Origin of the sequence: Corallococcus aberystwythensis, assembly GCF_003612165.1 — a bacterium.
Classification (GTDB): Bacteria; Myxococcota; Myxococcia; order Myxococcales; family Myxococcaceae; genus Corallococcus; species Corallococcus aberystwythensis.
In genome coordinates this window covers 1-26,038 of record NZ_RAWK01000142.1, presented here as the reverse complement: position 1 = coordinate 26,038, position 26,038 = coordinate 1, and the positions used below count along the sequence as shown (strand labels likewise).

Below are 26,038 nucleotides of genomic sequence, written 5' to 3'. Positions count from 1 at the left end.
AGATGGGTATAAGAGACAGCCCGCGGGAGGCCTGCCCCCCACCAGGCCGCCTTCCATGCAGAAAGTCCTTGCTCCTCTTGCCCTGAGCGCCGCCCTTCTTGTTCCCGCGTTGGCGGGCGCCCAGGACACTCCCAGCGCTGGTTCCGCGATGCAGGACCGGCCCGCGGTGACCTTCAACGAGGTCGAGCGCGGTGTGTACTTCGGCGTGTACGGCGGTCCGTCGTGGATCACCAACCCGCCCGCGGACTCCGGCCCGCGGCCCTTCTCCTCTGGCCAGATGGCCCAGGTGGAGCTGGGCGTGGACCTGGGCGAGCGCCTCTCCCTGGGCGTCTTCTTCATGGGCTCCGCCAACCGCGCGGGCGCGGAATACGTCGGCTACTCGCAGGGCGCCGCCTCCGGTGACTTCACCATGCTGGTGCCCGGAGCCGTGCTGCGTGCCCGCCTGGTGGGCTTCGCTGACAGCCAGGAGGTCAAGCGGACGTGGATCTACGCCCGCGCCGGCGTGGGCTACGCGATGTTCTCTCCCAAGAAGCTCCTCCCGGATTCCGACATTCTTGTGTTTGCCGGGCCCGGAGTGGAGTACTACACGCGGCTGCGCCACTTCTCGGTGGGGCTGGAGGTCGTGGGGAACTACCTCGCCTCCAAGGGCGCCTTCGGGTTCGCGGTGGCGCCCAACATTCGCTACGCGTTCTAGCGGGAGATTCACGTGGCTCAGGAGAATGGAAGCGGTGGATCGCGTCCGGGTGGACGCGGTCCGAACGGGGGCGCGCCGGGCCAGGGGCCCCGTCGTGACGGACCGGGAGGCTTCGGCGGTCGTGGCGGTCCTGGTGGTCCTGGCGGCGGCCGGGGTGAAGGCCGTGGCCGGGGTGAAGGCCGTGGCCGTGATCGCGACGCCGGCCCGGTGGGGCCCGGCCAGCGCGTCATCGCCGAGCTGAGCGTCCTGGAGAAAGCGCTCTCCAAGAACGACTTCGCCGCGGAGAAGGGTCCGCTGGAGGCCATTGTCCGCTCGCTGCGGCCCATGAACCTCAAGTCGCTGGACGACCTGGACCTCAACACGCGCGGTCGCCTCATCACCACGCTCCTGCGCGTGCAGCGTCAGCCGAAGCCGGCCCTGCCGGAAGCGGGTGCCGAAGGCGCGGCGCCGGAAGCCACTGCTTCCACGGAAGCTGCTCCCGCCGAGGCTCCGGCCGCGGAAGGCGCGGCCGAGGGTGCCACGCCGGCCGAAGGGAGCGCGCCCGCCGAGGCGGCTCCCGCGGCTCCGGCCGTGGATCCCGCCAAGGAGAAGCACGGCGCCTGGGTGGACGTGATGGCGCTGGTGGGCCGGGTCTGGCGGGCCGCGGGTGACGCGGACCGTTCCCAGGCGGCCTTCGCGCTGAGCGGCCGTGAGCCCGCGCCGGAGCCCGCGGCTCCTGCCCGTGAGGAGCGCGCCGAGCGTCCTCCTCGCGGCGACCGTCCGGAGCGTGGCGAGCGTCCTCCGCGCGGTGACCGTCCTCCGCGCGGCGAGCGTCCGGAGCGCGGCGCGGCCGGTGAGCGGCGCGAGCGTCCGCCCCGGGCTGAGCGCCCCGAGCGTGGCGAGCGTCCTCCGCGCGGTGAGCGCCCCGAGCGCGCGCCGATGCCGGAGCTGACGGGCGATTGGAAGGAGCAGGCGACCCAGCTGGAAGGCATGGGCCGCACGCGCGACGCCGCGCGCCTGCACGAGCGCAACAACGGCTTCGCGGACGCCACCCGGCTGTTCGAGGCGGGCGGTGACCTGAAGAGCGCGCTGCGCACGGCGTTGGCCGGCCAGGACAACGACGCGGCCCGCCGCCTCGTGGGCACGCTGCCCGCGGAGCAGATCGGCCCCACGCTGGAGAAGGCCGGCGCGTACGAGCTCCTGATGGAGCACTACGTCGCCAAGGCCGACTTCGAGAACGTCGCCCGCCTGTACGAGCGCGCGCGGCAGTTCGACCAGGCGGCCCTCGCGTACGAGCGCGCGAACAAGCTGACCCTGGCGCGCAAGGCGTACGAGCGCGCCCGGGACCTGGCCAGCGCCAACCGCATCCGGGGCCTGGAGGTGAAGGCCCTGGTGGATCGCGGCGACCGTCTGGGCGCGGCGACCCTGCTGGTGGCCGTGGGCCAGCGGCGCGAGGCGGTGGAGGTGCTGAGCCCCCTGCCTCCTCCGAAGGCGTTCCACTTCATGCAGCGGCTCACCCTGGAGGACGAGGCCAAGGAGCTCGCGCAGCGCGAGCTGGCCCGCGCCGAACAGGAGCAGAAGCCCGCCGGCCGTGCCCGGTGGCTGGAGCTCCTGGGGGACACGGCCGCCGCGGCGGAGACGTGGACGCAGGCGGGCCGCAAGGACAAGGCGCTGCCCCTGTACGAGAAGCTCGGGGGGGATCACCTGCCCCGCGCCGCGCAGCTCGCGGAGGAGCTGCAGCAGCGTGACAAGGCCATCGCCCTGTACACGCAGCTCAACGACAGCGCCGGTGTGGAGCGCGCCAAGGCCCTCCCCGAGGCCCCGGCCACGCCCCCCGCGGACACCACGCCGGACGCCGGTGACGACGCTGATTCCGCGGCGTCTCCGACGGAAAATGCTTCCTCGGCTGGCGAGCAAGAAAGCCAATAATTTCCGCCGGTTGACAGGTTTTGCATGATTGCCCGGGGGCGCCCGCGGCCGGTACACTCCGGCTGCTGGCGCCCTCGTTTCATTCCCCCTTTGGCCAACGAGCATCATGGAACAGCCTTCCGCCCCTGCGCGTCCCACGCTGCGTGTGACCGATGACCGCTCCTTCGTTGAAACCGAAGCGGCCCTGGAGAAGACGGGCCGCGTCGAGGAGCTGATCCGTCTGTACGAAGGGCGCTCGCGGGACGTCCCTACGGAAGAGGCGGCGCGCCTGCTGTGCCGCGCGGCGGAGCTGGCCCATGAGCGTCAGCGCAACGCGCCGCGCGCGGAGGACCTGCTCAAGCGCGCGTTGCTCGTCGCCAAGGACCCGATGCCCGCGCTGCGCGGTCTCAAGCGCCTGCATGAGATCCGCCAGGATTCATCGTCGCTGGTGGACGTGCTGGAGCGGCTGGGGGCCGCGACGCAGGGCGAGGAGAGCGCGGCCCATTACCTGAAGGCCGCGGACCTGTACGAGCAGAAGCTCTTCCGGCGCGATCGCGCGGTGCTCTGCCTGCAGCGCGCGGCGCGGGTGAAGCCGGACCGCACGACGTTCCGGCGCGTGCGCCAGTTGCTCCTCTCCGAGGAGCGCTACCAGCCGGCGTTCGAAGCCCTCCAGCGTGAGCGTGCCGCGTTGGGCGACGCGGGCATGGCGGAGGAGTACGCCGCGCTCGCGGAGCGGCTGGTGGACGACCCCACCGAGCACGCGCTGGCGCAGCAGGTGCTGGATGTGGCGCGTGAGCTGGATCCGCAGAACGCGCGCGCGGACAAGGCCTCCCGCGCGATGCAGCGCTTCGAGCAGGTGTGGCGCGACAAGGTGCGCATGCTGCGCGGCATGTCGCTGGAGGAGCGCGACCGCAAGAGCGCCGCGCGCCTGTCGCTGCTCGTGGCGAAGCTGTTCGCCTGGTACGACCCGGGCTCCGCCGCCAAGGTGAAGGAGGCGTTGGACCGCTGCTTCCTCCTGTGGCCGGGCATGCCGGAAGCGCTCACCCTCATCGAGCGGATGGCGGGACGCGCGGGCGATTACGGTCCGGCGCTCGCGCAGCTGGAGACGATGGCGGGCGAGGCGCGTGACCGCACGGCGCAGGTGGACCTGTGGCTGCGCGTGGGCACGCTCAAGCTGGGGCGGATGAACGACGCGGCCGGGGCGCTGGCCGCCTTCGAGAAGGCCGTGGCGGCGGATGCGTCGCGCGCGGACGCGGCCAGCCTGGCTGCGGAGCTGATGCTGGGGCAGGAGCGCTACGCGGACGCGGTGGCCACGCTGGAGCGCTACCTGGGCACGGTGAAGGACCGCGCGCAGCAGGCCAGCCTGCGCCTGCGCCTGTCGGACCTGTGCATGCAGCAGCTGAAGGACGCGGACGCGGCGCGCGCGCACCTGGAGGCAGCGCTCAAGCTGGAGCCGACCAATGCGCTCGCGGCCTTCCAGCTGGCGCGCCTGCTGGCGGAGGACGAGAAGCTGGACGAGGTGCTGCCGCTCCTGGAGTTGGCCATGCTCGCCCCGCGTCCGCGCGCGGAACGCGTGGCGTTCTGTGAAGCGCTGGCGCTGATGTTCGAGGAGCAGGAGAACGAGCGCGGCGCCTTCGAAGTGCTGGCGCGCGCGCTGGAGCTGGAGCCGGGACGGCCGCTGCTGCTCAACACGGTGGTGGAGCACGCGGAGAAGGCCAACGCGCAGCCGGCGCTGGCGCACGCGCTGTTGCGCGCGGCGCAAGGGGCGACGCCTCCTGCCGTGGCGGTGGCGCTGTGGCGGCACCTGGCGCAGCTGCTCCAGGGGCCGCTGGCGGACCCCGTGCGGGCGGAGGCCGCGTGGCGCGAGGTGCTCTCGCGCGTGCCGGGAGACTCCGCGGCGAGCGAGGCGGTGAAGTCGCTGCAGGCGGCCGCGGCGCTGGCGGATGATCCGAAGACGCGGCTGGAGACGGACATTGCCCGGCGTGAAGCGTCCGGTGCCTCGCCCGTGGAGCTGGAGCCTTTCGTTCGTCAGTGGGTGCAGCTGGCACCCGAGGACATCCAGGCGGTGCAGCGCCTCCAGGCGCTGTGCGTGGCGCTGTCGAAGTTCGATGAGGCGGCGACGCTGGCGGGAAAGCTGGCGACGCTCTCCGAGTCGCAGCTCGAGCGCAACGAGTGGACCGCGCGGCAGGCGAAGCTGTACGCGGAGCGGCTGAACCGTCAGGAGGACGCGGCGGACCTGTTCCTCGCGCTGCTGGCGGAGAACGTGTCCACGGGCGTGGTGGTGGGCGGCCTGGAGCGGCTGGCGGCCGGTGGCGTGCGCACGGCCGCGCTGACCGAGGCCCTGGCGAACCACTACGGCCGCACGGGTGACCATCAGCGGCAGGTGGCGGCGCTCCAGCAGCAGCTGGAGTCCACGACGGACGCGGGCACGCGCAAGCGGCTGTTGACGGTGCTGGCCAGCATCCACGAGAAGCAGCTCGCGGACAGCCGCGCCGCTTTCGACACGCGGCTGCGCATGGTGCGCGAGGAGCCGCAGGACGAGGCGGGACGCGGGGAGACGGCACGCCTGGCGCGCGACCTGTCCGCGCACGCGGAGCTGGGCCGCGTGCTGCGCACGCTCGCCACGGAGTCCGAGGATTCCATCCTCGCGGTGCAGCTGTTCTCCGAGGCCTCGGTGCTGGCGGAGGAGGGCGGGATGGCGGCGGAGGCCATCACGGCGCTGGAGGCCGCGCTGTCGCGCTCGCCCGAGGCGCCGCAGGTGCTCCAGCGCCTGGTGCGGCTGTACGGGCGCGCGGGCCGTTCCGCGGATGCGGAGACGCTGCTGCGCAAGCGCATCCACGCCACGCGTGGGCCGGAGCGTTTGGAGCTGCTCCTGCGGCTCGTGGACCTGAACGTGGAACTGGGCCGCCCGCAGCAGGCGGCCGAAGCGCTCCAGGCCGCCATCACGCATGGCGGCGAGGAGGGCCGGCACCTGCCGCGCCTGGCGGAGCTCTACGAAAAGGCCGGCATGCAGCGCGAGCTGGGGGACACCCTGGCGCGGATGATTGGCCTGGCGGAGACGGCCGGTGACGCGGACCACGTGTCGCGGCTGAAGCTGCGCCGTGCGCAGTTGCTGCAGGGCTCGCAGGACGGCAGCGCGGAGGCGGTGCAGAGCTACGCGGACCTCTTGCGCCAGCGTCCGTCGGATCCGGACGCGCTCTCGGCGCTGGAGGCGATGCTGGCCTCGGGCCCGTCGCGCGAGGCGGCGGCGCGCGCGCTGATTCCCGCGTACGAGCGCACGAAGGAACACCGCAAGCTGGTGGCGACGCTGGACGTGCTCGCGGAAGTGGCCCGCGACGACGCCGGCCGGGTGCAGGCGCTGCGTCACGCGGCCCAGGTGCACCTGGCGCACCTGCGGCAGCCGGAGCTGGCGTTCGCATCGCTCGCGCGGGCGATGCGCCTGGCCCCGGCGGACGGAGGCCTCCGGGCCGCCGCGCGTCAGGCCGCGGAGGACGCGGACTCGCTCGACAGCTTCGCGGAGATCCTCTCCGAGCTGACGGAAGAGGGCGACGTCGGACAGGCGCGCGCGGCGCTGCTGCGCGAGCTGGCGGAGGTGCAGGAGAAGAAGCTCGACGACCGGGCCGGGGCGGTGAAGGCCCTGCGCGCGCTGCTGGAGCTGGAGCCGGGCAACCTCGACAGCCTGCGGTCGCTGCAGCGGTTGCACCGCGCGGGCGAGGAGTGGGCGGCGCTGGCGGAGGTGCTGGAGAAGCTGGCGGCGGCCATCCAGGAGCCCGCGGATCAGCTCGTGTGCCTGCGCGAGGCCGCGCTGCTGCACGAGGCGAAGCTCACCGACAAGGAGAGCGCGGCGTCCGCGTGGCGCGCCATCGCGGAGCGCGACCCGGCGCAGCGCGAGGCCGCCACCGCGCTGGATCGCCTCTACACGGACCTCAACCGTCCCAAGGACCTGGCGTGGACGCTCGCGCTGCGGCGCAACCAGGAGGGGCAGAGCCCGCAGGGACGTGAGGTGTCCTTCCGTCTGGCGGAGCTGCTGCGCACGGTGCTGGACGACGCCAACGCGGCGCTCGGCCTCTACAAGCGCATCCTCACCGAGGACCCCGGCCACCCGGGCGCGAGGGCCGCGCTGGAGGCGTGGGTGAAGGCGGCGGTGCCCACCAGTGGCGCCGCGCTGGAGGTGCTGGACAAGGTGCTCGCGCAGGTGGGCGACCATGCCCGGCGCGTGGCGCTGCGCGAGACGCGGATGGAGTCCGCGCTCACGGTGGAGAAGATCATCCTCGCTGGGGAGATCCGCCGCATCTACGAGCGCGACATGCAGCAGCCGTCGCTCGCGTTCATGGCGGCGGTGAAGGCGTTCGCCAACGACCTGGACCGCGAAGGCGTGCGTCCGGACCTGGAGCGCCTGGCCCGCGAGACGGGCAGCCACGAGGTGCTGGCGGAGATCTACGAGAGCGCCGCCGTGGACCTCACCACGGGCGATCCGGCGATGCTGGACCTGCTGCGCCGCGCGGCGGAGCTGCGTGAGGGCCTGGATCAGCCCGAGGAGGCCACGCGCCTCTGGAAGAACCTGCTGGCGGACGCACCGCAGGACCGTCAGGCGCTGGAGGCGCTGTCCCGCCTCTACGAGAAGGGCCAGAACGCCAAGAGTCTGTCGGAGGTCTACGCCCGCCAGGCGCAGCTCGCCACCGACCCGGAGACGCGGCTGGGACTGCTGCTCAAGGCCGGCGAGGCCTACGCGAGCGCGGGCGAGGACGCGAAGGCCATCGAGTTGCTGCGCTCCGCGCTGGCGCTCCGCAAGGTGCCGGAAGGGCTGCTGGCGCTCGACAAGCTGTACGCGAAGACGCGCCACTTCGTGGAGCAGGCGGACGTGCTGGAGCAGCTCTCCGAGCTCGCGCCGGACGAGCCCGGTCGTCGCGCGTACCTGCTGCGCCGCGCGCAGCTGCTGGAGAAGGAAGTCGGCCCCACGGAAGCGCTGCCGGTCTACCGCCGGCTGCTGGAGCTGTCGCCCGGCGATGGCCAGGTGGTGGCGGGCCTGGAGCGTCTGCTCGCGCACGACGGGCCCCGCCTGGAGGCGGCGCGGTTGTTGGAGCCCGTCTACCGCGGCCTCAACGACACGCGGAAGCTGGTGGACGTGCTGGAGGTGCTCCTGCCGGGTGTTCCGCCGGAGCAGCGCCTGGAGCGGCTGCAGGAGATCGCCATCCTGCGCGAGGGCCTGGGCCAGACATCCCTGGCCTTCGTCGCGCGCCTGCGCGCGTTCAACGAACTGCCCGCGGAAGCCAGTGTGCGCGACGAGCTGGAGCGGCTCGCGGCGGACTCGGGCTCCTTCGAGGAGGTGGCGGCGGCCTACGAGGATCAGCTGGAGCGCGACCCCGCGGAGCCCCTGGCGGGCGACCTGTGGCGGCGCCTGGCGGCCATCTACGACAACCGCCTGAAGCGCTACGACCTGGCGGTGCGCGCGTTGGAGCAGGTGAGCCGGCGCGACCCGATGAACAAGCCGGTGCTGGAGGCCATCGCCCGCGTGCATCGCCGCACGGGCGCGAACCGGGAGCTGGCGCTCGTCATGCGCCGGCAGGTGGCCGCGGAAACGAATCCGGCCTCGCAGATCAACCTGCTCTTCGAGCTGGCGCACCTGGCCGAGGAGACGCTGGCGGACAAGTCGCTGGCGGCGCAGGCGTACCGTGAAGTGCTGGAGCGCCGTCCGGAGAACGCCAACGCGCTGAAGCTCCTGGGCCGCGTGCTCGCGGACATGGAGCGCTGGGCGGAGCTCGCGCAGCACGTCGAGCGTGAGATCCAGATGGCGGACGCGCGCGACGCGCAGGAAGAGGCGTCCGACCTGCGCGTGCGCCTGGGCCGGCTGAAGGTGTCGCGCCTGGATGATCCGCGCGGCGCGCTGGAGCTGTACCAGGCGGTGCTCGCGCGGCGCGCGGGCCACCCGGGTGCGGTGGGCGCGCTGGAGGAACTGGCGCGTTCGGAGAGCCCGCTGCGCGGTGCGGCGGCGAGCGCCCTGGAGCCCATCTTCGCGTCGGTGGGCAACCACCTGAAGCAGGTGGAGATGCTGGAGTCGCGGGCGTCCGCGGAGCCGGTGCCGCAGGAGCGGGCGGCGCTGATACGCCGCATCGCGGAGATCTACGCAAGCGCGCTGGAGAACGCGGAGATGGCGTTCCTCTCCGCCACGCGCGCGCTGCGCGAGCTGCCGGAGGACCCGCGGTCGCTCGAACTGTGCGTCTCGCTGGTGGACAAGGCGGAGGCACCGGAGGAGCTGTGCGCGGTGCTGGCGGAGGTAGCTCCCAAGGCCAGCGACGCGGCCCGGGCGGAGCTGTACCGTGCGCTCGCGCGGTTGCAGGTGGACCTGGGCGAGCCGGCGGAGGCGCTCCAGTCGTGGAAGCGCGTGCTGGAGCTCAAGCCCACGGACAATGAGGCGCTGGACGGCACCGCGCGGCTGGTGGCCTCGCAGGGCCGCCCGTCGGAGCTGCTGGAGGTGCTGCGCCGTCAGCTCGCGCTGTCGGAGGAACCGGCGCGTCGCGCGGCGGTGCTGAACCAGATCGGCGTGCTGCAGGAGGAGCAGCTCAAGGATCCGCTGGGCGCGCTGGCCACGTTCCGGCGCCTCCTGGAGCTGCAGCCGGACGACGCGGTCGCGCTCGCGCGGATGGATGGGCTCTGCCAGAAGCAGGAGCGCTGGCCGGAGCTGGCGGACGTCCTCGCGCGGCGCATCGCGCTGATGCCGCCGGAGGAGGGCCTGGAGCTGAAGTTCCGCCTCGCGACGGTGCGCGAGTCCAAGCTGCTCGACAAGGTGGGCGCGCTGTCGCTGTACGGCGAGGTGCTGTCGGTGCAGCCCAACCACCCGGGCGCGGTGGGCCGCATGGAAGCCATCGTGGCGCGCGAGCCGCAGAACCTGCTCGCGGTGGAGACGCTGCTGCGCGCCTTCCGTGCGAGCGGTGACGTCACGCGGCTGGCGCAGGTGATTGAAACGCGCGTGGGCGTGTCGCCGGACGCCGTCGAGCGCAAGCAGTTGCTCGGTGAGCTGGCCACGCTCCGCGAAACGCAGGGCGAAGGCGAGCTGGCCTTCCTCGCGCTCTACCGCGGCTTCAAGGAGGACCCGAACGACAGCGAGGTCCGCCGCCGCCTGGAGAACGCCACCGACGTCGCGGGCAGCTACGACGAGCTGGTGGTGCTCTACGAAGAAGCGCTGCCGCGCATCGCCGAAGCCGCCGACGCGGCCCTGGTGTGCCTCAAGCTGGGCCAGGTGCTGGAGACGCGTCTGCGCGATCCGGACCGCGCGGTGTCGTACTTCGAGCGTGCGCGCACGCTCCACGCGTCCGTACAGCAGAGCTCGCTCGTCGCGTTGGACCGCCTCTACCTGCACCTGGAGGCGTGGCCGGAGCTGGCCGGCGTGCTGGAATCGCTGGCCACCGGCGCGACCCAGCCGGCGGACAAGATCGGCTTCCTCTTCCGCCTGGGGCAGCTCTACCAGGAGCGGATGGACAGCCCGGACCGCGCCGCGAGCGCCTACGAGGCCATCCTCGCGCTGGAGCCGGGGCACATGGCCTCGGCGCGGCTCCTGGAGGGCATCTACGAGGGCGCGGGTGCGTCCGAGAAGCTCTACGCCATCCTGAAGGTCCAGGCGGACAAGGTCTCCGGCAGCGAGCGGGACCGCGTCCTGGGCAAGATGGCGCAGGTGTCGGCCGAGGGGCTCTCGGACCTGAGCCGCTCCATCGACCTGTACCGCGAGCTGCTGGCGAAGAACCCGCGCAACGAGCAGGTCTTCTCCGCGCTGGAGTCGCTGTACGAGCGCGCGGGCCGGCCCCAGGACCTGCGTGAGCTGCTCGAGGGCCGCCTGGCTATCACGCTGGACCCGCGTGAGGTCGTGCGTCTCAACGAGCGGCTGGGCCGCGTCGTGTACCGCCTGCTCAAGCAGCCGGAAGCGGCGGTGCCGTACTTCAAGGCGGCGCTGGACCGCGACGCGCGCCACCGCGGCGTGCTGGACACGCTGCGCGAGCTGTACGACGAGACGGGGCAGCGCGAGGAGCTGGTGGGCATCCTGCGCCGCCTCATCCCGCTGCAGGACAACAGCGACGGCGTGAAGGCGCTGCGCCTGCGGATGGCGGAGGTGCTCGCGGGCATGGGCCGGCGCGAGGAGTCGCTGGACGCGGCCCGCCGTGCGTTGGAAGTCGAGCCGCACTCCGTCTCCGACCTGGAGCGCGTGTACGCGCTGTCCGTGTCGCTGCGCGCGTGGAACGACGCCGTGCGCGCCCTGGAGCTCAAGGTCCAGGTGCACCTCGCGACCGAAGAGCGCGATCCGGCCATCGCCGCGTACTTCACCGTCGCGGACCTGTGGGAAGGGCAGGGCGGCAAGCCGGAGCTGTCCGCCGGCGCGCTGGAGAAGGTGCTGGAGCTCGACCCGGCCAACCGCACCGCCTACGAGCGCGTGTGCACGCTGTACCGCACGAACAACGACTGGCGCGCGTACGCCACGGTGATGGACCGCTACATGCCCCACCTCGTCACCGACGAGGAGAAGATGGCGGCGCTGCGGGAGATCGCCCGGGTACAGGAGGAGCGCCTGGGCCAGAAGGACGTGGCCTTCCTGGCGCTCTGCCGCGCGCTGCAGCTGGACGCGGCCGAGGACGCGCTGCGCGAAGAGGTGGAGCGCCTCGCGGATGAGACGGGCAGCCACGAGGAGCTGGCGGCGGTCTACGAGGAGGTCGCGGACGAGCTGCCGCGCGGCCCGCTCGCGGAGCGCATCTACGCCACGCTCGCGCGCATCCACGACTCGCGGCTGGATGATCCGCAGGCCGCGGAGGCCGCGTTCCGGAAGATCCTGGAGTTCGACCCCACCAACGCCACCGCGCTGGACGGGCTGGCGGCGGTGTTCCAGCGGCGCGGCCGCGACCGCGAGTACGTCGTCGCGCTGGAGCAGAAGCTGGAGGCGGCGGGCTCCATCGAGGCACGCAAGGGCATCCTCAAGGAGATCGCCCGCGTCTGGGACGAGACGCTGGACGACCCCACCGAGGCGGCCAGCGCCCTGCTGCGCGCGCTCGAACTGGAGCCGGACCTGGAGACGCTCGGCGTCCTCACGAGCCTCTACCGTCGCGGGAATGCCTACCGCGACGTGGCCACCACGCTGCTGCGGGCCCGCGACCTCGCGGCGTCCAACGAGGAGCGTGCGCGCATCCAGGTGGAGGTGGCGACCGTCTACGAGCGCGACCTCAAGGACGACGAATCCGCGGTCTCCGCGTTCCGCATGGCGCTGGAGTTCGACCCGTACAACCGGGAGGCGCTGGAGGCGCTGGAGCGGCTGCACACGCGGTTGGATCAGCCGGCGGACCTGCTCGCCATCTACGAGCGGATGCTGGAGCTGTCCCAGGACTACCGCGAGAAGGTCCGCGTCCTCTTCCGCAGCGCGACCATCTGGGAGGACACGTACCAGAACCCGGCCAACGCCGACGCGTGCGTGGAGGGCGTGCTCTCCATCGACCCGCAGAACGTGCCGGCCATCAAGTCCCTCATCCGCCTGCGCCGTGCGCAGTCCCGGTGGGAGGACCTCCTGCTCGCGTACGAGCGTCAGCTGGCGCTCGCCACCAGCCCGCAGGAGCAGGCGGAGCTGTACGTGGAGATGGGCAACGTCCAGTACCAGAACCTCAAGGCGGTCGACCGCGCGGTGAACAGCTACCACGCGGCGCTCGCCACGGACCCCGAGTCCCGTCAGGCGCTGCACGCCCTGGGCAACCTCTACGAGCGCAGCGGCAACTGGCCCTTCGCGCTGGAGATGCTGCAGAAGGAAGCGCAGGTCGTGGGCAGCGACCCCGCGGCGGTGGAGCTGTGGCACCGCCTGGGGAAGATCAACGAGGACATGCTCGCGGACATGGCGAGCGCGCGGACCGCGTATCAGCAGGCGCTCGCCATCGACCCGGGCCACCTGCCCACCATCCGCGCCCTCAAGGGCATCCAGGAGCAGGAGAAGGACTGGGGCGGCTACGAGCAGACGCTGCTGCAGGAGGCGCAGCAGACGGATGATCCGGCCGCCAAGGGCCGCGCCCTGCTGGACGTCGCGCGCTACCACGCGGAGACGCGCGAGGACCGCGAGACGGCCACGCCCTACTGGGAGGAGACGCTCAAGCACGTCCCGGACAGCCTGGAGGCGTCGCGCCCGCTGGCGGACGTCTACATCGCGCGCGAGGACTGGACGTCCGCGGAGCGGATGCTGGACATCGTCACGCGCAAGATGGCGGAGAAGGCCATGGCGGAGAAGGACCCCGCCATCGCGCAGGACCTCTGCCGCCAGCTCTACCGGCTGGGCTACGTGACGGAGAAGCTGGGCCGCCGCGACAAGGCCCTGTCCTCGTATGAGAAGGCCTACGGCCTGGACGCCACGTACCTGCCCGCCCTGGAGGGCTACGGCAACCTGCTGGTGCAGGCGAAGCGGTACGAGGACGCGCTCAAGGTCTTCCAGACCATCCTCATCCACCACCGCGAGGAGCTGACGGACCTGGAGGTCGTGGAGGTCTACTGGCAGCTGGGTGACGTGCACGCCGCGCTCGGCCAGACGGACCGCGCGCAGAACCACTTCGAGAAGGCGCTCGCCATCGATCCGCAGCACGAGCAGACGCTGCGTGCGCTGGTGGCGCTGATGGACAAGGCGGGCAACTACGAGAAGTCCGCGGAGCTGCGCCAGGAGCTCGTCAACAGCCTGGAGGGCGAGGCCAAGGTCAAGGTCTACCTGGAGCTGGGCCGCATCGCGCGCGACGAGCTGCATGACCCGTACATGGCCATCGACGCGTTCACCGGCGCCCTCAAGGCGCAGCCGGACGCGCCGGAGGTCCTGGACGCGCTCTACCGGCTGCTGCGTGAGACGCGTCAGGGCCAGAAGGCCGCGGACGTGCTGGGCCGCATGCTGGTGCTGCCCGCGCTCGCCCTGGAGCCGCACAAGGCCAAGCGCGTGTGGTTCGCGCTCGGGGAGATCCGCCGCGACGAGCTGAAGGACGTGGAGGGCGCCGCGCAGGCCTTCAACGCCGCGCTCGACCTGGACCACCGCTTCGTGGAGGCCTTCAGCGCGCTGGAGGCGATGCTCGGCGGCGCGCGCCAGTGGAAGGTCCTGGAGGAGAACTACACGCGCATGCTCGCGCGTCTGCCCAAGACGCCGGACACGCACCCGGCGCGCATGACGCTATGGCGCGCGCTGGGTGACCTGTACCTCCAGGTGCTCAAGCACCCGGAAGGCGCGGTGGCCGCCTATGGCGTCGCGGCGAAGGGCCTGCCGGACGACGCCTCCATCCAGGAGACGTTCGCGGAGGTCGCGGGCCAGATGCCGGGCCGCGAGGAAGAGGCCATCGTGGCGCTGCGCCGCGCGCTGCCGAACACGCAGAACCCGCGCAAGGTGGTGGGCCACCTGGTGCGGCTGTCCGCGGTGCGCAAGGACTACGACACCGCGTGGCTCGCCGCGCAGGCGGTGTCGGGCCTGCTGGGCGAGGCGGGCGAGGACGAGCAGGAGATCCTCACCAAGCTGGGGCCCTACGCGAAGAAGAAGGAACTGGCGCAGCGTCCGCTGACGGATCGGCTGTGGCAGACCGCGCTCTTCCACCCGAAGGTGCGCGGCCCGCTGTCGGAGCTGCTGGGTCTGCTCTTCGAGAAGGCCGGTCACCTGTACGCGGTGCCCTTCCCGCAGTACCAGCTGGTGCCCAAGCGCCACCGCATCGACGTGGCGACCGCGCAGGAGTACCACGTCAACCACTACCGCTACGTCGCGCGGCTCTTCGGCATGGAGGCGGTGGAGCTGTACTCGCCCTTCCTCGTGGCCACGCGCGAGCGGCTGGCGAAGCGGTCCAACGAACCGGCCCCCGAGCCGCTCGTGAACGTGGACCTGCTCCAGACGCATCCGGCGTGCGTGCGTGTGGGAGGAAAGTACTTCGCGGAGCAGGGACAGAAGGAGGTGTACTACCTCTTGGGCCGTACGCTGGCCCTGGCCCGTGCGGAGCTGGCGTTCAGCCAGCGCGTCGCGCCTGAGAGGCTGGAGGCCGTGGTGCAGGCGGCGCTCAGCCTGGTGGTGGGCAACGTGCGCTACACGGTGGATCCGCGGCTGGTGGACGTAGAGCGGCAGTTGCTCCAGAAGAGCCTGAGCGAGCCGGACCGGGCCGCCCTGGCGAAGGTGGCCAGGGCCTACCTGCCCACGGCGACGCCGCAGGATGTCCGCACGTGGCTGGAGGGCGCGGAGCTCACCGCGTCGCGCGCGGGCCTCTTCGCCGCGGGCGAGCTGGAGCCCGTGCGCCGCATGGTCCAGGGGGAGACGGGGTCCGCCTTCCGCGTCGCCCCGCGCACCAAGCTGCGGGAGTTGCTGGTGTTCGCCACCTCCGAGGACCTGCACGAGCTGCGTGTGGCCGTTGGCACACACGTCGAAGTCCAGGTGCGAAAGTAGGGCCCTCAGACCGCCGCGAGGGTTCATGCGTTGAAAGCAGGCGGGCGTTCAAGGCAGGTGTCCTTGATCTCCGCCGGTGGGCACTTCTACGATTCAGACGGGATTTCGCCCGTCATTTCTGAGGCTTACGGGAACGATGCGTTTCGTCTGCGACAGCTGCCGCGCCCAGTACATGATCAGCGACGACAAGGTTGGCCCGAAGGGGGTCAAGCTTCGTTGCAAGAAGTGTGGTCACACCATCCTGGTGAGGCCCGCCGGAGCCTCGTCGGCGAAGGAGGGCGGGGCGGAGGCCACCGCGTCCACGGAGGCCAAGAGCGGTGCGGATGCGAACGCGCCACGCATCGTGGAGTCGTCCGGCACGGGCTTGCCCGCCACGCTGGGCACACCGCCGGAGGGCGGCCTCTTCACGGACGTGGAAGAGGATGAGATCGGCGCGGTCTTCGACCAGGTCCTGAGCACCGGTTCGCAGAAGGTCAAGGCCGCCGAAGCGGAAGCCGAGGCCAAGGCCGCGAAGACGGAGGCCGTGCGCAAGCTCGCCGAGGCCGAATCCGCCGAGCCGTCGCCGGAGGAGAAGGCCGCCGCCGCGGCGCACGAGTGGTACGTCGCCATCGACGAGAAGCAGGTCGGCCCCTGGTCGGTGGAGAAGGTGAAGGACGCCTGGGACCGCGGCGAGGTGGGCCCGGACAACCTCTGCTGGCGTTCGGGCTTCAGCGACTGGATTCCCCTGTCGGAGACGGCGGAGCTGGCGTCGGTGCTGGCACCGCGTCCGGCCAAGCCGGTCATCGTCGCGCCAGCGCCGGTGTCCACGTCCTCGCCGACGATTCCCGCCGGTCCGGTGGAGTCCGCCTTCAGCGCGGGCAGCGCCCGTCCGGGTGTTGGCGGCGGTTCGACCGCGCCGGATGAGCCGGTGGGTTGGAAGCCCTCGGCCGCGAGCGTGCTGGCCTCGCTGGTGAAGGAGGAGAACGACGCCCTCAGCAAGCCGCCGCCGCGTCCTGCGCCGTCGCTGGAGCGCGAGCCGGTGTCTCAGGCGCGCCTCCTGGACGTGCCCATGCCGCCTCCGGAGCCGGTGTCCTCCCCGTCGATGCCCGGGGCCATGATGGCCGCGCCGGGCATGACCGCCCCCCAGGCCTATTCGCAGCCGCAGCCGCAGGGGTACGCGCCGCAGCCGCAGCCGCAGGGGTACGCGCCGCAGCCGCAGGGGTACGCGCCGCAGCAGGCGCAGATGCCTTATGGGCAGCAGCCGCAGGGCTATCCGCCTCCGGGATATCCGGCGGCCTATCCGCCGCCCGCGGCGGCACCCACGGGCGGCAAGGGCCGCACGGGGATGATGGTCGCGGTGACCGCGGGCGTGCTCGTGATGGCGGGCGCCGCGGTCGTCTTCGTCGCGCGCGGCAATTCGTCCGAGCGTCCTGCGGAGGCTCCGGTCCAGGTCGCGACCGCGCCGACTCCCAAGGCGGAGCTGCCGCCCATGCCTCCGCCGCCCGCTGCGGTGCAGACGCCTCCCCCGGCGGCGGTCCAGCCCGCGGCGACGCCGGCCGCGGAAGGCACGGCGGCGACCGCAGCCGTGGGGACGCCGGCCGCTGGTGGCACGCCGCCGGCAGCGGCGGGGACGCCTCCTCCCGCCGTGGCGACGGCTCCGGCTGCCACTCCGCCTCCGCCCGCGGCGGAGGTGAAGCCTGCCTCCTCGACGCCCAACATGGGGACGGCGGTGGCGCGCGTGGATTCGCGCAACCATCGCAAGACGGGCTCCAGCGGAAGCCGTGGCTCCGCGCGGGATGAGGACGAGGGTGACGCCATCACGGTGTCGAAGCCGTCCGCGTCGTCGTCCTCTTCGTCGTCGAGTTCCGGTGGCGGGGATGACGACTTCGACGAGCTGTTCGGCACGAAGAAGGCGGCGGCCACGAAGCCCGCGAGCAAGCCGACGGCGACGGCGTACATCCCACCCGAGCCGGGAGGCGGCACGCCGGAGCGCCTGCAGCAGTCGGACATCATGCAGGTGGTGCTGAACAACAAGCCGTCCATCGTGAAGTGCGTGAACGAGCAGAAGCAGAAGGATCCGTCGCTCAGCGGCAAGCTGGTGATGCGCTGGACGGTGCAGACGAGCGGTAAGACGACCTCCGTGTCGTGCCGCACGGACGAGTTCCGCTCGAGCTACATGGCCACGTGCATCACGGGCCTCATCAAGAGCTGGTCCTTCCCGAAGCACCAGAAGCAGGGCGATCCCATCGACTTCCCGTTCACGTTCTGAAATCCAGGAGCGACATCGCCGTCACATATGACGGCGATGTCGCTGTGAAGTGCCTCTGGATTGTGCGCTTTCGTGAACAGTGAATTTCCCCGGAGTGGGGCCGTGGAAAGGTCGGTCAACACTCGTTGACACGTCTGGAGCGAGGGGACTAAAGCCCGCTCGACTTCAAACCCGGTGTCTGGAGTCAGGTGGCCGGAGACACCGGGCGACGTACCCATTCCAGGAGGAAGTTCCGAATGCAGCTGCGCAAGATGATGGTGATGCTCGCCGCTTTGAGCTCGATGAGCCTGGCCCTGACGGCCTGTGGCGATGACGCGACGACGGCCGAGACCTGTACCTCGGACACCGACTGTGCCTCCAATTTCTGCAACACGGCCGCGGGCGTGTGCATGGAGACGTGTGACAGCGCCTCTGAGTGCCCGGACTCCGAGAAGGAATGCGCCCCGCTGGCCGGTTCGGCCAACACGCAGAAGGTCTGCCAGTGCAAGACCAACCAGCTGTGCAACGAGGACGACTCCACCAGCCTGGTCTGCGGCACCGTGTCCAAGCGCTGCGAGGAGCCCGGCTCCGGCCCTACCGGCTGCACCAAGGACGCTGACTGCGGCTCCGGCAACACCTGCAACACCACCACTGGTGTGTGCAGCCCGGCCGCGACGACCTGCACCGGTGAGGGCAAGGCCACCTGCGCGTACGGCTCGGCCTGCTACAGCGGGACCTGCTCGGCGCCCCCGGCCCCGACCTGCGAGAACTACGACAACTTCGGCAACAAGGCCGCGCTGGGCACCACGGGCCCGATCATCTTCAAGGTTGCGACCGGCACCGCCACCACGGACACCGCCTTCTGCGGAACCACCTCCACCAAGCGCGTGAAGATCACCATCTCCGCGTACTCTGACACCGCCTGGCCCGCGACGTCCGCTGGGCTGAACGGGTTCCTCTACGTCCTCGTGAACGGGACCACGCAGGCTCCGTCGATCAGCTCCTCCACGGGCAACTACACGGTTTCAGGGAACCGCGCTGACATCGTCGCCAACATCTGCGTGCTGCCGGCGTCCAACACGACCTCCCTGGGCTACTACTTCACGGGTGGCAATTTCGCGTGCCACCAGGCCAACTACTAAGGCCTGGATGACGGGCCCCTGACGTATCCAGGGGCCGCAATCCACCGAAGTCATTGGAGCCCCGCCCAGGAATCACGGGGCGGGGCTCTTCGTTTCTTCCGCGGTCAGGACATCCAGGGGTTTGGTGGAGGCTTCAAGGCGCGAGGATGTCCCATGAATTTCAGTCGATTTCTCTCCGTCCTGTCTGGTGCGCGCTGGGGCATTCCGGCGACTTCAAAAGGAGACTCCATGCAGTCCAAGAAGCTGATGCGGATGTTCACCCTGGGCCTGGCTCTCGCATCTCCGGTGGTTTTCGCGGAAGACACCTCGACGCAGTTGGTGTGTCCGGAAGGAACCAAGCAGGCCGGCTCCAAGGCGGATGGGTTGTTCTGCCGTAAGCCGGAACTGGCTGGAGGAAACCTCGTCGCGCACGGCCCCTACCGTTCGTTCCACGCGAATGGAAAGAAGGCGGCGGTGGGCCAGTACTTGAACGGTCACAAGACCGGAACATGGGTCTTCTTCGACGAGGCAGGCAAAGAGTACGACAAGATCGAGTTCCGCGAGAGCAACTACCACGGCACCCGGACGCTCTCCTTTGCGAGCGGCAAGCCCCGCCTCATCGAGAATTACCGGAACGGCCTGAAGGATGGCGTGTTTCAGGAGCTGAGCGAGGACGGCAAGGTCGTCCATGAGAGCCGCTTCGAGAAGGGCAAGGAAGTCGCCGCCAAGTAGCCAGGCGGACGTGGTCATGAGGGCCCCAGCCTGCTTCCCAGGCCGGGGCCCTTCGTATTGCGGGGCTTTCCCTTGGCGCTCCAGCCAGCTAGGAACAACGCTGTGAAGGCCCCCTCCCTTGTTCCAGTCCTCTCCGCTGTCCCTGTCTGCACGGTGCCGCAGATGGGATTGCGTGAACTTGAGCGCATCCGGCTCATCCTGAGAGGTGGCTCTGTCATCGACTGGCGGCGGATGCACTTCCAGACGCGGGACGAGGTGGACCGTTTCCTGCGCCTCTGTCAGCTGGACGTGTCGCGGCCATATGACGATGCCTGGGCACGGACGGTGCTCGCCGATGCCGTGGAGTACCTGCGCAAGACCTTCGACTACCGGGTCGCGGACGCGGTGGCCCAGCCAGAAGAGCTCCATGACCTTTTCCTTTTTGCTTCAGGGGCCAAGGGGCTTGCCCGCTATCGGCGGATCGCCTGCATCGTCCTGAAGGTGATGCACGTCATCCAGCACATCGAAGGGCGCGATCTGCTCTTCCGGCTGGCTGCCTCCGAAGCCGAGCTGGCGGAGATGGTCACGGAGAAGGTGCTGGGCGTTGCCCGTGAGATGAAGGAGATGGGCCTTCCCATCGTGGAGTTCGCCCACTCCATCAAGACGCGGGACTCCCTGGTCACAAAGCTGATCGCGAAGAAGGAGACCGTGGCCGCGCAGGTGTATGACCGCACGCGCTTCCGCGTCATCACTCGCAAGCGGGAGGACTTGCTGCCGGTCCTCTACTTCCTGACGCAGCGCTTGTTTCCCTTCAACTTCGTCGTCCCGGGGCAGACGGAAAACACCCTGCTGCCGTTTAAGGGGCTCCTGGATGAGAACCCGCACTTCGAGCAGTTCATCCCCCAGCTCCACCTGGACCGGGACTTCGAGGACCGCGAGGACCGGACGGGGAATGCTTTCTCCGGGAGCTCCTACCGGGTCCTTAACTTCGTCGTGGACCTTCCTCTGCGGATGGACCCCTACCTGCCTCCGCCTGAAAGCGACACGCGCCCGCGGAAGGGGCGGGTCACCTTCGCGCTCGTAGAATTCCAGATCGCGGACGAGGAGACGGCCCGGCGCAATGAACTCGGTGACAACGCCCACGAAAGCTACAAGCGCCGTCAGAAGCGACGCGTCCTCAACCGACTAAGCCGTGGACTGGTCGTACCGAAGCGCCAGGGGTGAGTGGCCGGTCTTGAAGACTGCCGGTCACTGACAGGAAGAGTTCGCCGAATCCTGTGCTTGCCACGCCATGATCCACCACCTCATGGCGTGACTGTATCCAGCAATCAATGGCATTCCTGGGAGAGTGGCTATGAGGCTGTAACGCAAACCTCGCTGCCGCCAGTAAAGAAGAAGCCGGCGGTATAGCTTGTTGCCCCGGACAGAACGCAGAGGTTCACATCGAAAGTGATGTGCTTGTTCTCGTTTGTTGTTGAGACGTTCTGAATGGCTGTTGCGTTGATTTCATACCCGGCGGGAGAAACGAAGTAGAAGCGACCGTGAAACCCATCGCGCGAAGTCGGCAGATCCGCGGTTGGCGCGTACGCTTTGATCCGGAACGTTGCTCGCGTTAGCCCCGGATTCCCGCAGAAGAGAAGGTCGGGAGCAAACCTGATCGCTGTGGCCTCGTAGATGACGGGACCCGTCGACGTGTTGACATCCCAGGCTCTGCCGTGAATTGCGAAGTTGTCACAGGCGGGATTCGGAACCACCGAACACCTGCCCACTACAGGCTGACAATAATCTCCATAGCTGCATCCTGCTGGTTGGTAGGCACTCGTGTGACAGAGCCCCTCAAGGGGGGCCGCCTGAGCGGCGCCTTCCGCGAGGCTTGATGTTTCCTCTGTGGAGAGGGCTGGGCCACAGGCGGAAAGCGTAATGGTTGCCGTGACAACCCTGGCCAAAACTACTCGTTTGCTGGTCATTGGAATTCCAGGGCGAAGTTAATTGTTGAGCCGGGATACGTAGATGTCTACTGCGGTTGCGTCCTGTTCAAGCCATGCGACTAGGGGCTGCCCCTTCGAGTCCATGGCGATGGAGGGATTGGACGCCGGAGTGCCTGTGGTCGTCAGTGCATTGAGTGGCTGGGCGATGGGCTGCCAGGTGCCAGAAACCCAGCGACTGACGAATACGTTTCTCTCGGCTCCGATGATGCCACTCCATGCCAGGACGTATGGAGTTCCCGTGCTCATTGCCAGTGCTGGATCTGTATTGCCTGTCGAGGATGTGCCGAGCGTTTGAGGCGAGGTCCAGTTCGTGCCCTCCCAGCGAGCCCACTGAATCCTCCCGTCTGCTGCTGGGGTTGAACCTGATTCGGTCCAGGCGACCCATGGGCGACTATTGCTGTCGAGCGCAATGGATGGGTTCCAAGAGGCTCTTCCCAGGAGTTCGCCACCCATCGGATTTGAGTCGTTCTCTGAAACGCCAATGAAGACTCCGTCGTCATAAAGGCTCACGTCTCGAATGCTGTATGAGACGTAAGTGCTGCTGCCGGATGTGACGGTAGAGAACGAGTAGACCCGTGCGGCCATTGGAGGGCGTGGAATGCTTGTGCGTGCCCACGATAGCCCTCCCGCCGCGAGGACGTAATGTCCGATTTCAGCGATGCCTTCATTGCTGTTGAGGGCATACAGGTGCAAGGTGCCATTCAAATCTGCTGCAAGAGACGGGGCTGAGATGCCAAAGTCGCCAGATTGAACGGGAATTGCTGGAAGGGATTCCCATTCAGCGCCAGTCCATCTGCGTGTGAAAACCTGATGGCTTTCGCTAGGTCCAATCCCTTCACGCCATGCGACAATCGGGCGATTCGTGGAATCAATGAGAAGCGTCGCTTGCGTTGCATTTGTTCCAGCGCCCGTCATGCCACTCAAGCCTCCGCCCAGCATGGACCAATCGGTCCCCGTCCATCTGGCCACATAGACGTTCTTGCTCGTCCCATCGGACTCAACCCAGGCAGCCACTGGCTTGGCATTTTGATCCATCTTGAGCACTACGCCTTCTGCGGAAGTCCTGCCCTCGACCGCACTGATGGCTTCGCCCAACGGCAGCCAAGTCGGCACGGAGAACGACCACGCAGGTGCAGCCACTACCCCATTGCCCGCCAGGTCCGTCAGCGAGTTTGTTGCCGCAGTGAGGTCGACCTGGACGGTGCTCGGTGCGGTCAGGGGGCTCAGTGGCGTCACCGTCAGCGTCTTCCCATCCGCAGAAAGTGCCACGGACTTCGCGATGGCATCCCCAGTGCCCGTCTTGAGCCCCACCGCAGCCTCCGTCACGGAGTTCGGGTTCATGGGCTCACTGAATGTGACCTGGATGGCTTCGCGGACGCCCACGGTCGCCGCATCCCGGGCCGGCACGAAGGACGCCACAGTAGGCGCAGTCCGGTCGACGATGACCGTGCGTGGCGCACTGGTGAAGACCGCTCCACCGCGGGTCGCACGGATGGACAGCTGGTAGCTGCCCTCCGCCTCCGCAGTCGTATCCCAGGTGAACGAATAGGGACTCCCCGTAGGCTTCACGAGCACGGTGGAGTCCTTCAAGATCTCCACCTGCTCCGCCGCGCCACCTTCCACCGTGAACTGGAGGAGCAGAGGGCCTCGCGTGTACGCCTTCCCCGGCGTGGGCACGACCCAGTTCACCACCAGGTCGCCGGGCTTCCCAACCGTCACCGCCACCGTCGCCTGCTTCGTGACCGAACCGCTCTTGCCCTGGAGCTTCAGCGTGTAGGCCCCGGGCACGGTGCCCGCGCCCACCCGGATGCTCAGGGTCGCGCGCGTTTCTCCCTTGGGCAGGGTGAACGCCTGGAGCTCGATGCCCGTGGGCGGCGAAACGAGGCTCCACGTGACAGCACCCCCAGTAGCGGCGGTCCAGGACAGCTGGACGTCACAGTCCAGGGTTCCCCCCGGAAGGACCTGCTCCTGGGCGGGCTCCGCCGTGAAGGCGAAGTCCGCGTCGGGATCCGCCTGCGGCTCCTCCTTGGGCGGGTCCTCCAGCGGCGGAACGTCAATGCATGCGGGGCTCAGGCCGATGCAGCTCAACAGCAACAGGTGTTTCAGGTTGGGCATGGGGGCGTGTTCTGCAAGGTCGGGTCCGTTCGGGTCCCGAGCGAGAACACTGACACGGCCGTCCAGGGAACAGGACAGGCGTCCATCCCGGGAGGCGCCGGAAACACGCCTGCCCGCCGCCCCCGGGCTTCGAGTGGGGACGCGCGGGCAGGGGGACTGCAAGCACCGCTGGGCGCGGGCTACTTCTTCTTGCGGTTCTTCTTCTTGTTCTCCTTCTCCTTCTTGCGCCGCTCCTTGATGGCGTCGCGGTCGTCCGGCTTGCCCACGGCCGGGGGCGCGTAGCCCATCAGACGGGCCTTGGCCATGGCGGCCTGGCCCATGGGCGGCGTGTAGCCCGGGGCGATCTGCGGCAGCTGCATGGGCATGCCACCCATGCCTCCGCCCATCGCCGACATGGCCTTCTCCAGCGCCTTCGGGTCCTTCCCGAACATGCTGCCCAGGTCCATGTTCTTCATCTGGCCCAGCTGCCCCAACTGCTTGAAGCCGGGGATGCGGCCCAAGAGGCCCGGGTTCTGGCCGATGGTGCCCATCACCTGCTGCATCATCCCGAACTTCTGCAGCAGCTCGCGCACCTCCTCCGGCTTGCGGCCGCTGCCCTTCGAGATGCGGTTGATGCGGCTGGCGTTGATGATGTCCGGGCGCAGGCGCTCCTTCTGCGTCATCGAGTCGTACATCGCCTCGATCTTCGTGAGCTCCTTCTCGTCCGGGTTCAGGTGCTCGGTGAGGTCGCCGAAGAGGGGGAACTTCTCCAACAGGTCCTTCAGCGGGCCCATCTTGCGGACCATGCGGATCTGCTCGACGAAGTCCTTCATCGAGAACTGGCCGGAGAGCAGCTTGCGCGCGTCGTCCTCGGCCTTCTTCTCGTCGACGACCTTCTCGAAGTCCTTCATCAGGCCGACGATGTCGCCGAAGCCCAGGATGCGGCCCGCGAGGCCCTCCGGACGGAACTCCTCCAGCTTGTCCATCGACTCGCCCATGCCGAGGAACTTGATGGGCTTGCCCGTGACTTCCTTGATGGACAGCGCCGCGCCGCCGCGCGCGTCACCGTCCAGCTTCGTCAGGATGAAGCCGTCCAGCGTGAGGCGCCGGTCGAACTCGGCGGCCGTCCGCACCGAGTCCTGGCCGATCATCGCGTCGCACACGAGCAGGATGGTGTCCGGCTGCACGTTGGACTTGATGGACTCCAGCTCCGTCATCAGCGTCTCGTCGATGGCGAGCCGGCCCGCAGTGTCGATGAGCACCACGTCGCACTTCTGCTCGCGCGCGGCCGCGTAGCCCCGCTTCGCCAGCTCGGGCGGCTGCACGCCGGGCTCGTGGTAGACGGGGACCTTCAGGCGCTCGCCCAGGACCTTGAGCTGATCCACGGCGGCCGGGCGGTAGATGTCCGCGGCGACCAGCAGGGGCTTGCGCCCCTCCGCGAGGAGCCGGCTGGCGAGCTTGCCCGTGGTCGTCGTCTTACCGGAGCCCTGGAGGCCCACCATCATGATGCCGGACAGCTGGCCCTTGGGCTTCAGGTGGAGGCTCGTGTCCACCGGGCCCATCAGGGCCTCCAGCTCGTCGTGGCAGATCTTGATGAAGTGGTCCATCGCGCTGACCTTGCGCTTCTGGCCCCCCGCGTCCGTGACGGACGTCTGCACGACTTCGCCCACGGCCTTCTCGCGGACGCGGGCGACGAACTTCTTCACCACATCGAAGGCGACGTCTGCCTCCAGCAGGGAGACGCGGATGTCTCGCAGCGACTCGTCCACCAGCTCGGGGGTGAGTTCGCTCTTGCCGGCGAGGCGGTTCTTGGCGGCCCGGAAGCCCTTGGTGACGGTCTCAAGCATGGGGGGCGCTTTATAACAGCGTCCCGCCGGATGCGACGTCCTCGGAAGCCCCGGCCGTCCAGCAGTGGAGGAATCGAGGGGCTTTCCCCACCACCCGGGATGCCACCACCCCGGGGGCCCCGCCCTGGAAGGCCCTTCCAGCCCCCTCCTGGACTCAGCCCGGCACGGTCGTCCCAGGCCCGGGGCCCCCTCCCGCGCCGGGGCAGGGCAGGTCGTCCGGACGCCCGAGCGCCGTACACAGCGCCTTCAGGACGACGCGCGACTTGAGGAGCATCTCGTCCAGTTCGGCCGCTGGATCCGACAGCGCCACGATGGCTCCGCCCGCGCCGATGCTCACCTCTCCGGGGCGCACCACCGCCGTACGGATGACGACATTCAGGTCGGCCGCGCCGGTGGCGGAGAGGTACCCGATGGCGCCCGAGTACACCCCCCGGGCCTCCCGTTCCAGCCGGTCGATGAGTTCCATCGTGCGCTCCTTGGGCGCCCCCGTCATGGAGCCTCCCGGGAAGGCGGCTCGCACCGCGTCCACGGCGGTGAGCCCCTCGCGCAGGTGGCCCCGGATGGTGCTCACCAACTGGTGCACCGTGGCGTACGACTCCACGTGCATGAGCCGGGGCACGTGGACCGAGCCCACCTCGCAGACGCGTCCGAGGTCGTTGCGCACGAGGTCGACGATCATCAGGTTCTCCGCCCGGTCCTTCTCCTGGGAGCCCAGCTGTTGGCGCAGCCGTTCATCCTCGTCCGGGGTGGCTCCGCGGCGCAGGGTGCCCTTGATGGGCTTTGACTCGACCCAGCGTTCGGCGTCCACGCGCAGGAAGCGTTCGGGGGAGGAGCAGGCGATGCCCAGCGTTCCCATCCGGAGGTACGCGGCGTAGGGCGCCGGGTTGAGCTGGCGAAGGCTCCGGTACAGGTCCAGCGGGTCGACGTGCGTCGTGGCAAGGAGCTTGTTGGTGAGGCAGACCTCGTACGTCTCACCCTCGTGGAGCTGTTCCAGGCAGTGCTGGATGTCGGCCAGGTAGGTCTCGCGGTTCCTGGCGAGGCGGACGGGGAAGGGGACTCCAGGGGG

At 69.5% G+C, this 26,038-nt stretch carries 12 protein-coding genes; 8 read left to right on the top strand and 4 right to left on the bottom strand.

The features are described from left to right. Positions 1–55: 55 nt before the first annotated feature. The 8 genes from cglE (at position 56) to D7W81_RS23100 (ending at position 20,267) form a co-directional block, all read left to right on the top strand. A complete protein-coding gene (gene cglE / locus D7W81_RS23130; protein WP_120557569.1) occupies positions 56–694 on the top strand; it encodes an adventurous gliding motility protein CglE in 639 nt (212 codons plus the stop codon). A 25-nt stretch (positions 695–719) separates the two neighbouring features. Next, positions 720–935: a hypothetical protein gene (locus tag D7W81_RS44160; RefSeq protein WP_279637842.1), complete on the top strand. Its 216-nt coding sequence runs from the start codon at positions 720–722 to the stop codon at positions 933–935. After that, on the top strand, positions 902–2,602 hold the full coding sequence (locus D7W81_RS23125; protein ID WP_208721424.1) for a tetratricopeptide repeat protein: 1,701 nt from the start codon (positions 902–904) through the stop codon (positions 2,600–2,602). Before D7W81_RS44160 ends, D7W81_RS23125 begins: the two co-directional genes overlap by 34 nt. Positions 2,603–2,708: 106 nt before the next feature. Further along, positions 2,709–14,984: a tetratricopeptide repeat protein gene (locus tag D7W81_RS23120; protein ID WP_120557567.1), complete on the top strand. Its 12,276-nt coding sequence runs from the start codon at positions 2,709–2,711 to the stop codon at positions 14,982–14,984. Between the two features lie 136 nt (positions 14,985–15,120). Beyond that, positions 15,121–17,232, top strand: coding sequence for an adventurous gliding motility protein GltJ (gene gltJ / locus D7W81_RS23115; RefSeq protein ID WP_120557566.1), 2,112 nt, complete (start codon positions 15,121–15,123; stop codon positions 17,230–17,232). A 236-nt stretch (positions 17,233–17,468) separates the two neighbouring features. Continuing rightward, complete coding sequence (locus tag D7W81_RS23110; protein WP_120557565.1) at positions 17,469–18,353, top strand: hypothetical protein; 885 nt, start codon at positions 17,469–17,471, stop codon at positions 18,351–18,353. Positions 18,354–18,506: 153 nt separating this feature from the next. Continuing rightward, positions 18,507–19,064, top strand: a complete 558-nt coding sequence (locus D7W81_RS23105; protein WP_120557564.1) for a toxin-antitoxin system YwqK family antitoxin — start codon at positions 18,507–18,509, stop codon at positions 19,062–19,064. Positions 19,065–19,166: 102 nt separating this feature from the next. Further along, positions 19,167–20,267: a TIGR04552 family protein gene (locus D7W81_RS23100; RefSeq protein ID WP_208721423.1), complete on the top strand. Its 1,101-nt coding sequence runs from the start codon at positions 19,167–19,169 to the stop codon at positions 20,265–20,267. Positions 20,268–20,395: 128 nt separating this feature from the next. Here the strand turns inward: D7W81_RS23100 and D7W81_RS42065 are convergent, their stop codons facing one another. The 4 genes from D7W81_RS42065 to pabB all read right to left on the bottom strand — a co-directional run. Then, positions 20,396–21,010 (bottom strand): hypothetical protein, encoded by a 615-nt coding sequence (locus D7W81_RS42065; RefSeq protein WP_147445590.1) that lies wholly within the window; start codon positions 21,008–21,010, stop codon positions 20,396–20,398. A gap of 18 nt (positions 21,011–21,028) precedes the next feature. Next, positions 21,029–23,146, bottom strand: a complete 2,118-nt coding sequence (locus D7W81_RS23095; protein WP_120557562.1) for an Ig-like domain-containing protein — start codon at positions 23,144–23,146, stop codon at positions 21,029–21,031. A 179-nt stretch (positions 23,147–23,325) separates the two neighbouring features. Continuing rightward, positions 23,326–24,972 (bottom strand): signal recognition particle protein, encoded by a 1,647-nt coding sequence (gene ffh, locus D7W81_RS23090; RefSeq protein ID WP_120557561.1) that lies wholly within the window; start codon positions 24,970–24,972, stop codon positions 23,326–23,328. Positions 24,973–25,126: 154 nt separating this feature from the next. Further along, positions 25,127–26,038 (bottom strand): aminodeoxychorismate synthase component I (gene pabB, locus D7W81_RS23085; protein WP_120557560.1); only part of this gene is annotated, 912 nt, incomplete at its 5' end.